Origin of the sequence: Pseudomonas sp. BRG-100 (assembly GCF_000737955.1) — a bacterium.
GTDB lineage: Bacteria > Pseudomonadota > Gammaproteobacteria > Pseudomonadales > Pseudomonadaceae > Aquipseudomonas > Aquipseudomonas synxantha_A.
Genome location: NZ_JPRX01000001.1, coordinates 2,125,204 through 2,138,737, shown reverse-complemented (window position 1 = coordinate 2,138,737; position 13,534 = coordinate 2,125,204). Strand labels below are relative to the sequence as shown.

The 13,534-nt window shown below is 60.9% G+C and carries 14 protein-coding genes; 7 read left to right on the top strand and 7 right to left on the bottom strand.

What is annotated here, in order from left to right; translation table 11 throughout:
• The first annotated feature begins 176 nt into the window (after positions 1 to 176).
• Both JH25_RS17810 and JH25_RS17815 read left to right on the top strand, forming a co-directional pair.
• Complete coding sequence (locus JH25_RS17810) at positions 177 to 410, top strand: hypothetical protein (RefSeq protein WP_005784964.1); 234 nt, start codon at positions 177 to 179, stop codon at positions 408 to 410.
• Between the two features lie 162 nt (positions 411 to 572).
• The gene (locus JH25_RS17815) at positions 573 to 1,355 is read left to right on the top strand and encodes a transporter substrate-binding domain-containing protein (RefSeq protein ID WP_032877714.1); all 783 of its coding nucleotides are present in this window, start codon (positions 573 to 575) and stop codon (positions 1,353 to 1,355) included.
• 51 nt (positions 1,356 to 1,406) lie between these two features.
• On the opposite strand, the gene JH25_RS17820 is transcribed toward JH25_RS17815, so the two are convergent.
• From JH25_RS17820 to JH25_RS17835, 4 genes are all read right to left on the bottom strand, one after another.
• Positions 1,407 to 2,150 carry a YkgJ family cysteine cluster protein gene (locus tag JH25_RS17820; RefSeq protein WP_032877713.1) on the bottom strand — a complete coding sequence of 248 codons (744 nt, stop codon included), beginning with the start codon at positions 2,148 to 2,150 and terminating at the stop codon, positions 1,407 to 1,409.
• 108 nt (positions 2,151 to 2,258) lie between these two features.
• A complete protein-coding gene (locus tag JH25_RS17825; RefSeq protein WP_032877712.1) occupies positions 2,259 to 2,741 on the bottom strand; it encodes a GNAT family N-acetyltransferase in 483 nt (160 codons plus the stop codon).
• A gap of 3 nt (positions 2,742 to 2,744) precedes the next feature.
• Positions 2,745 to 3,647 carry a chemotaxis protein CheV gene (locus JH25_RS17830; RefSeq protein WP_005784972.1) on the bottom strand — a complete coding sequence of 301 codons (903 nt, stop codon included), beginning with the start codon at positions 3,645 to 3,647 and terminating at the stop codon, positions 2,745 to 2,747.
• Between the two features lie 198 nt (positions 3,648 to 3,845).
• Positions 3,846 to 4,820 (bottom strand): 2-hydroxyacid dehydrogenase, encoded by a 975-nt coding sequence (locus JH25_RS17835; RefSeq protein ID WP_032877711.1) that lies wholly within the window; start codon positions 4,818 to 4,820, stop codon positions 3,846 to 3,848.
• Positions 4,821 to 5,031: 211 nt separating this feature from the next.
• Here JH25_RS17835 and JH25_RS17840 point away from each other — a divergent pair, with 211 nt between their 5' ends.
• Positions 5,032 to 5,424, top strand: a complete 393-nt coding sequence (locus JH25_RS17840; protein WP_032877710.1) for a hypothetical protein — start codon at positions 5,032 to 5,034, stop codon at positions 5,422 to 5,424.
• A gap of 56 nt (positions 5,425 to 5,480) precedes the next feature.
• Here the strand turns inward: JH25_RS17840 and JH25_RS17845 are convergent, their stop codons facing one another.
• Positions 5,481 to 6,449 carry a LysR family transcriptional regulator gene (locus tag JH25_RS17845; RefSeq protein WP_032877708.1) on the bottom strand — a complete coding sequence of 323 codons (969 nt, stop codon included), beginning with the start codon at positions 6,447 to 6,449 and terminating at the stop codon, positions 5,481 to 5,483.
• A 181-nt stretch (positions 6,450 to 6,630) separates the two neighbouring features.
• Between JH25_RS17845 and JH25_RS17850 the strand changes: the two genes are divergently transcribed.
• The 4 genes from JH25_RS17850 to JH25_RS17865 are packed head-to-tail and all read left to right on the top strand — an operon-like array spanning position 6,631 to position 11,391.
• The gene (locus JH25_RS17850) at positions 6,631 to 8,142 is read left to right on the top strand and encodes an efflux transporter outer membrane subunit (RefSeq protein ID WP_032877707.1); all 1,512 of its coding nucleotides are present in this window, start codon (positions 6,631 to 6,633) and stop codon (positions 8,140 to 8,142) included.
• 10 nt (positions 8,143 to 8,152) lie between these two features.
• Positions 8,153 to 10,330, top strand: a complete 2,178-nt coding sequence (locus JH25_RS17855) for an FUSC family protein (RefSeq protein WP_032877705.1) — start codon at positions 8,153 to 8,155, stop codon at positions 10,328 to 10,330.
• Complete coding sequence (locus tag JH25_RS17860; RefSeq protein ID WP_005784982.1) at positions 10,320 to 10,520, top strand: DUF1656 domain-containing protein; 201 nt, start codon at positions 10,320 to 10,322, stop codon at positions 10,518 to 10,520. Before JH25_RS17855 ends, JH25_RS17860 begins: the two co-directional genes overlap by 11 nt.
• 10 nt (positions 10,521 to 10,530) lie before the next feature.
• Positions 10,531 to 11,391 (top strand): efflux RND transporter periplasmic adaptor subunit, encoded by an 861-nt coding sequence (locus tag JH25_RS17865; RefSeq protein ID WP_032877703.1) that lies wholly within the window; start codon positions 10,531 to 10,533, stop codon positions 11,389 to 11,391.
• 495 nt (positions 11,392 to 11,886) lie between these two features.
• On the opposite strand, the gene JH25_RS17870 is transcribed toward JH25_RS17865, so the two are convergent.
• A complete protein-coding gene (locus JH25_RS17870) occupies positions 11,887 to 12,288 on the bottom strand; it encodes a nuclear transport factor 2 family protein (protein WP_032877701.1) in 402 nt (133 codons plus the stop codon).
• Positions 12,281 to 13,468 carry an MFS transporter gene (locus tag JH25_RS17875; RefSeq protein WP_032877700.1) on the bottom strand — a complete coding sequence of 396 codons (1,188 nt, stop codon included), beginning with the start codon at positions 13,466 to 13,468 and terminating at the stop codon, positions 12,281 to 12,283. The genes JH25_RS17870 and JH25_RS17875 overlap by 8 nt, the downstream gene beginning before the upstream one ends.
• Between the last annotated feature and the right edge of the window lie 66 nt (positions 13,469 to 13,534).

The following is a 13,534-nucleotide window of genomic DNA, read 5'->3' as shown; positions in this document are numbered from 1 at the left end:
AACTGCACGTTGGAGTTTGGAAAGCTGCTTTATAGCGCTGTTTCACCGTCAGCACGGTGACGGCAAACTGACAGCCGTGACAGTTAGGCTGTGTGAGCCTGTCGCTTGAAGTTACTGCTGGCAGCCTCGGCCCCGTATACTCGCGTTTTTACACCTATAGCTGTGCCGGAGCCCCTATGACTTCCCCCACCCAACCCCCTGTTGAAGCGGCCGACCTCGTTGATTCGGCCACCGCCGACAGTGCTGAAAAAGCCGAGATCCCGGCGTTCAAGTTCCCCTTCAAGCCGGGTGAGCTGGCAGGCGCCAAAAACGCCAGCCAGCCCTGGTACAAAGGTGGCGCCAAGAACGGCCATACCAAGACCCCAGGCATGGCACCCCCAGGCACGCGCCGTTCGATGGGTAAACGTTAAGGCTAAATCGAAGCTCGCGTTATAGGCTGTTGCCTACGTCGCCTGTCGATATTTCTACTTGTAGGTCCGCGGTCGATTCTTGAAAGCTTGCACAGCGTTTGCTTCGTCCCGATGACGCTCCATCGGGACGAGTGAGTAAGCTTTCCGGAAAAGGACGTTCCCGTGGCCCTGATACACCTCTGTGCAGTGCTTGCCTTCTTGCTCTCGACGACTGCCGTTGCGGGCGACGTTCAACCGCGGCGCGAGATTCGTTTCGCCGTGGCCGCGCATTTTCCCCCCTTTCAGAGCCGCAACCCGCAAGGGCAATTGGTGGGGCTGAACATCGAACTGGGCAATGCCTTGTGCGAACAACTCAACGTGCGCTGTATCTGGGTTGACCAAGTCGTCATGGAAAATTTTCCGGCCCTCGAAGCCCGGCAGTTCGACGCGATCATGGGTATGGCGCCGACATGTCGGCGCCGACAACGGGTGAGTTTTACCGATGACCTCTACCCGATCACCACCCGCCTGGTGGGTCGTAAAGGCTCAGGCTTGATCCCTGGCCGGCGCTCGCTCAAGGGCAAGCGCGTGGGGGTGTTGGTCAGGAGTAATCGTGAAGCCTTTGCGCTCTCGCAGTGGGCACCGGCGGGGGTGATCATCAGAAGTTTCTGGCTCAACGACCAACTGGTTCAGAGCCTGGTGTCGGGTGATATCGATGCGACCTTGCAAGGTGCCGTGGAGATCCGTGAGGCGCTGCTCGACACCGCCGACGGCCTGGACTTCGGTTTCCTGGGGCCTGTGGTGTCATCGGGCCTGTTGGGCAACAGCGTGGCTATCGCGGTACGCAAACCTGATACCGCACTGCGCAATGAGCTGAACCATGCGCTTGAACAGCTGATGCACAACGGCGAATACCAACGCATCCTCCAGCCCTATGGTCTGGATGTAGCGCCTGCCACTCCATGATCGCGATAGATCTCAATGCCGGAGCAGGCTCAGTCAAATCCCCGTCGGCGGTCAGGCAGCCCGCAACGAGATAAACGCATAGTTGGCCGGCACTTCGGTGGCAATCTGCGCCCCGGCGTCCAGCAGTTGTTCGGCGATGTCCATACCGGATACATGGAACACCCACTCATTGGCCATGCTCGGCTGGACCACTGCCTGCTCGACAGCTTGGGCAAACGCCTGCATATCCGGCAGGTAGGCGGTAAAGCCGTCGCCCTTGAGCGCTGTGGTACGAATGCCGAGCAACGCACACACCGCTTCCTTGGTTTGTACATCATCACGGTCGGCCTGGCGCGAGCGGCTGATCAGTTCAGCCAGTTCCTTGTCCATTAACTCGCCACCGACGATCAAAGCCGGACCCTGTTCCCAGGATTCTGGCGGGCAATCCTTGGCACTCGGGTTCAGCGGGATATGCGGGTTGATCTCCATCGGGTAGATCCGGCACACCAGTGGGCGTCGTTCATAGATACGGCAAAGGTTGTCTTCGTCAAGATTCCGGCAGCGTCCGGCGTTATAGGCGGCAAAGGTGATTGCCACAAACGCCTCGGTAGTGCCGCTGGGCACCATCACCGATCGGCGCTCGGCGTGTTCACGTTGTTGCAGGGGCAGGCCCAGGCCGTTGCCGAGGAAACCCTCAACCAGGACGATGACGTTACCGCCGTCCGCCGCCCAGCTACGGGCTTCTGCGAGGGTCAGGGGGACGTGATGGTCGCTGCAGCATTTGCCGCAACCTACGCAAGAAAACTGAGTGTTCATGGCGGATCTGTCACCAGGCTAGGTCAGAGGGCACGCTTGAGGGGTGACGGGTTTTTTACCTCTATCGACCGCTCGGCACTCTGGAAGCAAGTTATGCGCCAGGGGTTGTCAGCCCTTGGGCACAGTGTCGCGCAGGACAAATCTCATATCGGCACTTTCATACAGTTGCCGGGCACGCAGGTTGCTTTCCAGCACCTTGAGGTCGACATAAGGTTCGCCGCGCTGCTTGAACACCTGAAAGCTGTGCAGCAACAAGGCGCGCCCCAGCCCCTGGCCCTGGGCGCAAGGATGTATCGCAAGGTTCTTGATGAAGGCGCTGGTCCAGCACTGGGCGACACCGAGAATGCCGTCGGCGTTAATGGCGACCAGGCACAACGTCGGGTCGCACTCGGCATCGGTCACGAACTGTCGGCGCCATTCATCCAGGCTGGCGACACGGCCTCCGCCCTGGTCTTGAGTCATGCGCAACACGGCATGGATCGCCGGGGCCAATTCATCCCGGTAATGATCCAGCCGCGTATTCGCTGGCCACTGCGGGGCGGGCAGGCTGCCCGTGAGGTCGCGACGCAGCAGCTGGAAATACTCGGCCACTGCTTACAGGCCCTTTTGTGCCACGGTTTGCGCGGCGATGACCAGGTACTTGGTCAGCTCCGGGGAGGAGAACTTGGTGAGCACCGCATCGGCACCGGCCAGGCGGGCTTTCTCGCTGTTCATCGCGCTGTCCAGGGAAGTGTGCAACAGCACGTAGAGGTCCTTGAAATCCGGGGTTTCGCGCAGGGTGCGGGTAAGGGCGTAGCCGTCCATCTCGGACATCTCGATATCCGACACCACCACATTGATCTGCTCGCCCGTGCCTTGCAGTTCCAGCAACACATCGATGGCTTCCTTGGCGCTGCGCGCGGTGTGGCAGGTCAGTCCAAGGTTACGCAGGGTGTGTACCGATTGCTGCAAGGCCACCTGGCTGTCGTCCACCACCAGGATGCGGGCGTTGCCGAGCACTTCGGCTTCTTCCATGGTCAGGTCGGTCGGCGCCGTTTCAATCGGTGCCGGGGCGATGCCGTGGATGACTTTCTCGATATCCAGCACCTGTACCAGGCCACCTTCCACTTGGGTTACCCCAGTGATAAATGCACGGTTGCCCCCGGAGCCGTAGGGTGGCGGGCGGATGTCGGTGGTCAGGCAATGCACGATCTTGCTCACTGCCTGCACATGCAAACCCTGCTTGGAACGGCTGACGTCGGTGACGATCAGGCAGCCGCCGTCCGGGTCTTGCAAGGGCATTTCACCGAGGGCGCGGCTCAAGTCGATCACCGACAGCGAGGTGCCGCGCAAGGTGGCAATGCCTTTGACGTGCGGGTGGGACTCCGGCAGCTTGGTCAGCGGCGGGCAGGGGATGATTTCACTGACTTTCAACAGGTTGATGGCCATCAGCTTGCCGCTGCGCAGGGTAAAGAGCAGAAGCGAAAGTGAGTCTGCGCGGGCTTTGGTGGTGGACATAAAAACCTTCTGTGGATCAGGGATGACGATCATCTATGGAAGGTTATCGACTCGGCTGGCCTGGGCTTTAACCGGATTTTGTGTCGGGCACTGCTAATGTGGGAGGAGGCTTGCTCCCGATATCGGCGTGTCAGTCAGCAGATGTACAACTGATCCACCGCCATCGGGAGCAAGCCCCCTCCCACATTGGGTTATGTATCAGCCCTTCCAGACCTGCGGGTTCACCAGGTCCTGCGGGCGCTGGCCCAGCAGTGCGCTGCGCAGGTTATCCAAAGCACGATTGGCCATGGCTTCGCGGGTTTCACCGGTGGCCGAACCGACGTGCGGCAGGGTCACGGCATTGCTCAACTGGAACAGCGGCGATTCGGCCAGCGGTTCCTTTTCATACACATCCAGCCCGGCACCGCGAATTTTCTGGGTTTGCAGGGCTTCGACCAGCGCCGGTTCATCCACCACCGGCCCACGGGAAATATTGATCAGGATCGCGCTGGACTTCATCAGGCCTAATTCGCGCGTGCTGATCAGGTGACGGGTCTCGTCGCTCAATGGCACCACCAGGCAGACAAAATCCGCCTCGGCCAGCAACTGGTCCAGGCTACGGAACTGCGCGCCCAGTTCTTGCTCCAGCGCAGTCTTGCGGCTGTTGCCGCTGTACAGGATCGGCATGTTGAAACCCAGGCGCCCACGCCGGGCCACGGCCGCGCCGATATTGCCCAGGCCGACGATGCCCAGGGTCTTGCCGTGTACATCGCAGCCAAACAACGGCGCGCCGACGCTGGCTTTCCACTGACCGGCCTTGGTCCAGGCGTCCAGCTCGGCCACCCGGCGTGCGCTGCTCATCAGCAACGCAAAGGCCAGGTCGGCAGTGCTTTCGGTGAGTACATCAGGGGTGTTGGTCAGCATGATGCCGCGCTCGTTGAAGTACGGCACGTCGTAGTTGTCGTAGCCCACCGATACACTGGACACCACTTCAAGCTTGCTCGCGCCTTCAAGCTGTTCACGGCCCAGCTTGCGGCCCACGCCGATCAAGCCGTGGGCATGGGGCAGGGCGTCGTTGAACTGCGCGTTGATATCACCCAGTTTGGGGTTGGGCACGATCACCTCGAAATCCTGTTGCAGGCGTTCGATCATCGGTGGGGTGATGCGGCTGAAGGCCAGGACAGTCTTTTTCATGGCAGGCGGGCTCGTCGACTACGGAAGAATGCCAAGCACGCTAACATTCCCGATAAGAATTTTGCAGGGTTTTGATCGGTCCTGCTTCTCTTCCATTGGTTTTAATACCTGTCAACTGTGAAAACTACGAGCTGTTCGGCCAATACGTGAGCGCCTATTCTCGTTTTTCAAGGCAGGGGTTGATGCCTTTGTTAAACAGGAGATCACTCTTATGAATATCGACGATGAGATAAAGCGAATCAGGGATTTTTTAGCCGCTGGTAAAACACGCAACGAGCCTGACGAGGCTTTGCCGCAGGCTCCCACAATCGAATTGATCGTCAATGGCGAGTTGTTCGTCGACCATGTACCTGGGACGGGGCTGAAGGTTGGGGTGGATTACGACACTATGCTGGAGGGTCAGGAGTTCGTTTTATATTTGTTCAGCAATACGCCTTCGGATGGCGACTATAACGAGGCCGTTACAGTGATAGAGGTGAAACCTTACGTTGTTACCGTACCCAAGGAAAAGATTGAAAAGTTGCATAAAAACGAGCTTGGTCTTTGTCTTTACTTCATCGATGGCAAAGAAACCTCTGAGTGGACGACCTTCACCGTCAGATGATGCGTCCTATCAAGGCATACGGTGACCTGTTCAAAACCAGTCACCGCATGCCTGGCTCAATTACTCAAGCGAGCACCACCTAAACCACCGCTCAATTCATACGCCACCAGCTCCGCCTGGTGCGCCGCCAGAATTTCCGGCAACGAACCACGCAGGTACTCCACCCAGGTCTTGATCTTCGCATCCAGGTATTGGCGCGAAGGGTAGATGGCGTACAGGTTCAGTTCCTGGGAGCGGTAGGTCGGCATCACCCGCACCAGTGTGCCGTTGCGCAGCCCTTCGATGGCGGCATACACCGGCAGCAGGCCTACGCCCATGCCGCTGGTAATTGCGGTTTTCATCGCGTCGGCCGAGTTGACCAGGAACGGCGAGCTGTTGATCGCCACGCTTTCCTGACCTTCAGGCCCGTTGAAGGTCCATTTGTCCAGTTGGATCACCGGGCTGACCAGGCGCAGGCACGCATGGTTGAGCAAATCCTGCGGCCGCTGTGCACAGCCCTTGGCCTTGACGTATTCCGGGGAAGCACAGGCAATGCTGTAGGTGATGCCCAGGCGCTGGGACACGAAACCCGAGTCCGGCAGTTCACTGGCCAGCACGATGGACACGTCGTAGCCCTCGTCGAGCAGGTCCGGTACGCGGTTGGCCAGGGTCAGGTCGAAGGTCACGTCGGGGTGGGTGCGGCGGTAACGGGCAATCGCGTCGATGACGAAATGCTGGCCGATCCCGGTCATGGTGTGCACTTTGAGCTGCCCGGCAGGGCGGGCGTGGGCGTCGCTGGCCTCGGCTTCGGCTTCTTCGACGTACGCAAGGATCTGCTCGCAGCGCAGCAAATAGCGTTTACCGGCCTCGGTCAGCGCGATGCGCCGGGTGGTGCGGTTGAGCAAGCGGGTTTGCAGGTGGGCCTCAAGGTTGGAGACCGCGCGCGAGACATTGGCCGTGGTGGTGTCCAGTTGCACGGCGGCGGCGGTGAAGCTGCCGGCTTCGGCCACGCAACTGAAAGCGCGCATGTTTTGCAAAGTGTCCATGGAGTGTTCTCAAGGGAGATGACAAATTGTGACAGAAAGTTACGCCGACCAGTGATCCCTACCAACGGATTATCGCCTGAACGGTAACAAAGATTCACAGGAATGCCAGCTTATCGTCCTCCATGCCGCCGCCTAGAATTGCGCCACCTTTTGCGCAACACCTCTCAGGAATTCGCTTGCCGTGCCGCGTCGCATCAGCAGAGAGCTGAAGACTCTCAGTGTTTGGGCCTTATCGTTAGCCATCAGCGGTTGCATCGGAACCGGAGGAATTGCCCCCCAAGGCCAGGCCCTCAACGCCAATACCCTGGCCACCGATGAAGCCATTCAAGACGCCTCCCAGGACGCCCATTGGCCCACCGCCCAATGGTGGCAAGCCTACGGCGACCCGCAGCTCAACCGTTGGGTCGAACTCGCCACCCAGAACAGTCCCAGCCTGGCCGTGGCCGCCGCACGCGTGCGGCAAGCGCGGGCGCTGGCCGGGGTTGCGGAGTCGGCCGAGTCGTTGCAGATCAACAGCGACACCACCCTCAAGCGCCACAACTGGCCGAAAGATCAGTTCTACGGCCCCGGCGAATTGAGCGGCGCCAACACCTGGGATAACAACTCGTCCCTGGGTCTGAGTTATGCCCTCGACCTGTGGGGGCGGGAAAGCAACAGCACCGAACGTGCGGTCGACCTGGCGCACATGAGCGCTGCCGAAGCACGTCAGGCCCAGCTCGAACTGCAGAACAACGTGGTGCGCGCCTATATCCAGTTGTCGTTGCATTACGCCGACCGCGATATCGCCGCGGCCACCCTGGCCCAGCAACAGCAGATTCTCGACCTGGCCAACAAACGCCTTAACGCCGGGATCGGCACCCACTTCGACGTCAGCCAGGCCGAAACCCCGCTGCCGGAAACCCATCGCCAACTGGATGCCCTGGACGAGGAAATCGCCCTGAGCCGTAACCAGTTGGCGGCGCTGGCCGGTAAAGGCCCGGGCGAGGGTGCGCAGTTGCAACGCCCGACCCTGGCCCTCGCCGCGCCATTGAAGTTGCCCTCAAGCCTGCCTGCGCAACTGCTCGGCCAACGCCCGGATGTGGTCGCCAGCCGCTGGCAGGTGGCGGCCCAGGCCCGTGGCATCGATGTGGCCCACGCCGGTTTCTACCCCAACGTCGACCTGGTCGGCAGCCTCGGCTACATGGCCACGGGCGGCGGTATGCTGGAGTTCCTGGCTGGCAAGAAATTCAACTACAACGTCGGTCCGGCGATCACCTTGCCGATCTTTGATGGCGGCCGCCTGCGTGCTCAATTGGGCGAAGCCAGTGCCGGCTATGACATCGCGGTCGCCCAGTACAACCAAACGCTGGTCAATGCGCTCAAGGGCATCAGCGACCAGTTGATCCGCCGCGAGTCCATGGACAAGCAGTCGGCTTTCGCCGCGCAGTCGGTGGCCTCGGCGCAGAAGACCTATGACATCGCCATGATCGCCTACCAGCGTGGCCTCACCGACTACCTCAATGTGCTCAACGCCCAGACCCTGCTGTTCCGTCAGCAACAGGTCGAGCAACAGGTGCAGGCGGCGCGCCTGAGTGCCCATGCCGAACTGGTAACGGCATTGGGCGGCGGCCTTGGTGCCGGCAACGATGTGCCCCAGGATGCCAAGACCCTTCCAAGCAAGACCCCGGCGGCACTTGCCGTGTTCGACCACTGAGTAGGATTCGATGACTTCCTTGCCTGCACCGCTGCGCTGGTTGCATTCCCTTGAGTGGCGCCGTGGCTTTTTCGACTGGGCACGCAGCGACGGCGTGACCTGGGTGTATATCTTCAAGGTACTGGTCGCCGCGTTCCTCACGCTGTGGCTGGCGATGCGCCTGGAACTGCCGCAACCGCGCACCGCGATGATCACCGTGTTTATCGTGATGCAGCCCCAGAGCGGCCAAGTGTTCGCCAAGAGTTTCTACCGTTTCCTCGGAACCTTGGCGGGCTCGGCGGTGATGGTGCTGTTGATCGCCTTGTTTGCACAGAACACCGAACTGTTCCTCGGCGCGCTGGCGATCTGGGTGGGCATTTGTACCGCTGGCGCTACGCGCAACCGCAACTTCCGCGCCTATGGGTTTGTGCTTGCCGGCTACACCGCCGCGATGGTCGGCCTGCCGGCGCTGGCTCACCCGGACGGCGCCTTTATGGCAGCGGTGTGGCGGGTGCTGGAAATCTCTCTGGGGATTCTGTGCTCGACAGTGGTCAGCGCCGCCATCCTGCCGCAGACCTCCAGCGCCGCCATGCGCAACGCGCTGTACCAGCGCTTTGGCGTGTTCGCGCTGTTCGTCACCGACGGCCTGCGCGGGCGCAGCCAACGCGAAGGGTTCGAGGCCAGTAACGTGCGCTTTATCGCCGAAGCCGTGGGCCTGGAAGGGCTGCGCAGCGTCACCGTGTTCGAAGACCCGCACATGCGCCGACGCAACGGGCGGCTCAGTCGCCTCAACAGCGAATTCATGAGCATCACCACGCGCTTCAACGCCTTGCACCAGTTGCTTGAACGCTTGCGTGCCGATGAGGCCGATCATGTGGTCGCAGCGATCAAACCCGGCCTGCAAGACCTGGCCGAAGTGCTCGACAGCTTCTCCGGTCGCGCCCTCACCAGTCCGGATGCCACGCGCCTGGTTAATCAACTGAGCGCCTACAAGGACGACCTGCCCGCCAAGGTGCGCAGCCTGCGGGCGAGCTTCCAGGACGGTAACCCGACCGAAGCCGAGCAGTTGGACTTTCATACCGCCTACGAGCTGCTGTACCGCTTCGTCGACGACCTGCACAACTACGCGCAAACCCACGCGTCCCTGGCTGACCACCGCCATGCGCGGGAAGACTGGCACGAAGCCTATACACCAAAAACCAACTGGCTGGCCTGCGCCGCCGCCGGGGTGCGGGCCTCGTTTATCCTGATCGTGCTGGGCAGTTACTGGGTAGCCACCGCCTGGCCCAGCGGCGCAACCATGACCTTGATCGCGGCGGCCACGGTGGGCCTCTCCGCCGCCACACCCAACCCCAAGCGCATGGCGTTCCAGATGGCCTGCGGCACCTTGATCGGCGCCTTGGTCGGCTTTGTCGAAATGTTCTTCGTGTTCCCCTGGATCGACGGCTTCCCGCTGCTGTGCGTGATGCTCGCACCGGTGATCATCTTCGGTGCTTTCCTCTCCTCCCGCCCGCAGTACGCCGGTGTCGGCGTGGGCCTGTTGATTTTCTTCAGCACCGGCTCGGTGCCGGACAACCTCACGGTCTACAACCCTTACACCTTTATCAACGACTACATCGCCATGGTCATCGGCATGTTGGTGTGCGCGGCGGCGGGGGCGATCATCCTGCCACCCAACAGCCGCTGGCTGTGGCGCCGCCTGGAGCAGGACCTGCGTGAGCAAGTGGTGTATGCGATCAGCGGCAAGCTCAAGGGCCTGGCGTCGAGTTTTGAAAGCCGTACCCGCGACCTGCTGCACCAGGCTTACGGCCTCGCGGCCGGCCAGCCGCAGGTGCAACGCGACCTGCTGCGCTGGATGTTCGTGGTGCTGGAGGTCGGCCACGCAATCATCGAGTTGCGCAAGGAGCAGGCGATCCTGCCGGTGCATCCGGCCTATGCCGAGTCCCAGCCGTGGCGCCAGGCAATCCGCGTGATGGGCCGTTCGCTGGTGCGCTTGTTCCTGCAACCCAGCGCCAGCAACCTGGAGCGCGGCTTGATCGCCGTCGACCATGCGATCAGCCGCGTGCAGGCCACCGACGAACCTTTCGCCCCGCACTTCGATACCTCGGCCCTGCGCCGGGTGAAGAGCTACCTGCACTTTATCCGCACTTCGCTGCTCGACCCGCAATCCCCACTGGCGGCCCTAAAAGGAGCCTCGAATGCCTCGTGAAATCGCATTTCATGGCATCTATATGCCGACCATGACCCTGATGTTCCTGATCGCCGCCGGGCTGGCCTGGGCGATTGATCGCTTTCTGGCCGGGTTCGACCTGTACCGGTTTTTCTGGCACCCGGCGCTGTTGCGCCTGAGCCTGTTCGCTTGCCTGTTCGGCGCCCTGGCGCTGAGCGTCTACCGTTGAGAATGCCCCGATGAAAAAGTTTTTCAGCCTGCTCGCGACCTTGCTGGTTCTGGCCTTGGCGATCTGGATTGGCCGCACGTTGTGGGTGCACTACATGCAAACGCCATGGACCCGCGACGGCCGCGTACGCGCCGACATCATCAACGTCGCGGCTGACGTGACCGGCGAGGTGGTGGACGTGCCGGTACGCGATAACCAGTTGGTAAAAAAAGGCGACCTGCTGATGCAGATCGACCCCGAGCACTACCGCATCGCGGTCAAGCAGGCGCAATCGCTGGTGGCTTCACGCAAGGCTACCTGGGAGATGCGCAAGCTCAACGCCCACCGCCGCGCTGACCTCGACGCCCTGGTGATCTCCAGGGAAAACCGCGACGACGCCAGTAATATCGCCGACTCGGCCCTGGCCGATTATCAGCACGCCCTGGCGCAACTGGAGGCCGCTGAACTCAACTTGAAACGTACTCGTGTGCTGGCGGCAGTGGATGGCTACGTCACCAACCTCAACGTGCATCGCGGCGACTATGCGCGTATCGGTGAAGCGAAGATGGCTGTGGTGGATATGAATTCGTTCTGGGTCTATGGCTTCTTTGAAGAAACCAAGCTGCCCCACGTCAACGTCGGGGATAAAGCCGATATGCAATTGATGAGTGGCGAGACACTCAAGGGTCACGTGGAAAGCATCTCCCGTGGCATCTACGACCGCGACAACCCCGAGAGCCGTGAGCTGATTGCCGATGTGAACCCGACGTTCAACTGGGTGAGGTTGGCGCAGCGTGTGCCGGTGCGGATTCACATTGATGAAGTGCCGGAGGGCGTGCTGTTGGCGGCCGGGATTACCTGCACTGTGATCGTCAACCCAACACAAAACTAAACTGTGGGAGGGGCATGAGTATCTACACAACTTTTCGGTATACCGCGGGCCCCTGTGGGAGGGGGCTTGCCCCCGATGGCGGCCTGACAGCCGACCAGGATGTTGGATCAGACCGAGTACATATCCGTTATTTGGGTAACGGCTGCTATTGGTTCCGCTTTTACAGCGGGTCACTTTGGAAAAGAGCCCCAAAGTAACCAAAGGGCTCTTGCCCCACCACTCGGCACCTCGCTTAGGCTCGGTGTGCCCGTAATCCTCCATGGATTTGGGGGGCCGCCGCCACGCGCCATCCATGGCGCGGGGCGGCTAAACCGGCATACCCCCCCAAATCCCTGTCGAATTCCGGCCAGCGTGGTTTAACGGGGCGCCTAAGATCAAAAGCAGATCAAGAGCAAGAGCGGCTCGCTTCGCATCGTGGTTACCATTGGCGACTACAAAGTTGTGTAGATATCTATGCTCATCGGGGGCAAGCCCTCTCCCACATTCAGGCCCGCGTTAAGCCTTGATGAACGTCTCATGCAAGTGCCGCCACAACAGCGCACCACTGGCCTGCTTCTCGAACACCACCGTGGCGCGGCGATCTGTCTGCGTACCGCTGGCATCCACCTGATGTTCGCGATACGTCACCGTGGCTCCCCGCGCATGACGATCAATCCCGGTCATTTCACTCAAGGTGATTTTCAACCCCGGCCGCATCCCTCCCAGGCGCGTGAACAATGCATTAACCCCGGCCCTGTTGACCCGCGTGCCGGTGGCCGGCGCGACCATGCTGAACTCCGGTGAGAAGCGCGCCAGCAGATTTTGCAGCGTGCCCTCAGGCGCAAAACCGGCAAACCACTGCTCAATCTCGACATGAGTCTGGATCACTTGTTCAAAAAAATCGCTGTAGTCAATCATGGTTGGGCTCGCTGCAAGGGTGAAGCAGCCTGCGTACCTTGGACGCATCCAGACGCAGCACTGCGAAAAGCGGCAACAGGGTCAGAGCTGCCGCTATCGTGAAGGTTATGGCGAAGGAATCCAAGGTCGACAGTACTGCACTGAGCAAGGCGGCGCCCACGCAGAAGCTCACTTGCCGGTTCATGTTCCATAACGCGCTGGCGTGGCCCATGCGCTCGGCGGGAATATCCAGAAAGGCCAGGGTCTGTGCGGTGCTGCTGCACAGGCTGCCGCCCAGGCCCATCAAGACGTAGGCCGCAATGATCAGCGCCGGCTCGTTGAGCGACAGGATGCCGCCGCATTGCAGCACCATGCCCGCCAGCAGCAAAGGTTTCGGGCCGCAGCGATTGAAGAGTTTTTTGCTCAAGTAAATCGCCACTGCCGAGGCCAGTGCCCACGGCAACATGAGCACGCCGGTCTGGGTGGCGTCATACCCCAGGTCACGCACGTAGAGGATGGCGATCAGGCTGGTGCCGATAAATATCCCCGGAATACACAGGTAAACCAGCATTGCCACACGCAGCATCGGGCTGGCGGCTTGTTTGAACATACTGCCCAGGTCCAGGGGCGGGCGTACGGTGGAAGGCACATCGGGTTTTATCCACAGCAGCGCCAGCAGCAGGGTCACCAGCGCCAGAGGCAGGTTGGCGTAGAAAATCCAGCGCCAGGACAGGCTGTCGACAATTACCCCACCCAGCGCCGGAGACAATGCCGGTACCAGCAATGCCACCGACATGACCCGCGCCGTCAACTGGCTGCGCTCGGCCGCGGGAAAGTGTCGGTAAGCCATGGCTTGCCCCACCGGAATCAACAAGCCGCCGCCGAGCCCCTGCACAGCGCGCCAGCCAATCAACGCGTCGATGGAGCCGGCCTGGCCGACCATCACCGATGCCCCGGCAAACAGCAGCAGGCTGGTGGCGATCAGGGTGCGCTCGCCCATGAGCGCCGCCAGCCACACACTCAAGGGAATGATCACCGTCAGCCCGAGCATGTAGGCATTGCTGATCCACGCCAGTTGCGTGACCGAGGCGTGCAGTTCGCGGGCGATGTCCGGGTAGGCGACGGTGGCGACAAACATGTTCACCAGGTCCAGGGCAAAACCCAGTAGAAAGAACCAGGCAATTTTCGAGCGGTAGGTCATGAACGCGATCCTGCGAATGAAGCGCGCAGGGTAGGCGGCAAGCAGGGTTTGGGATACGTCGGTTTG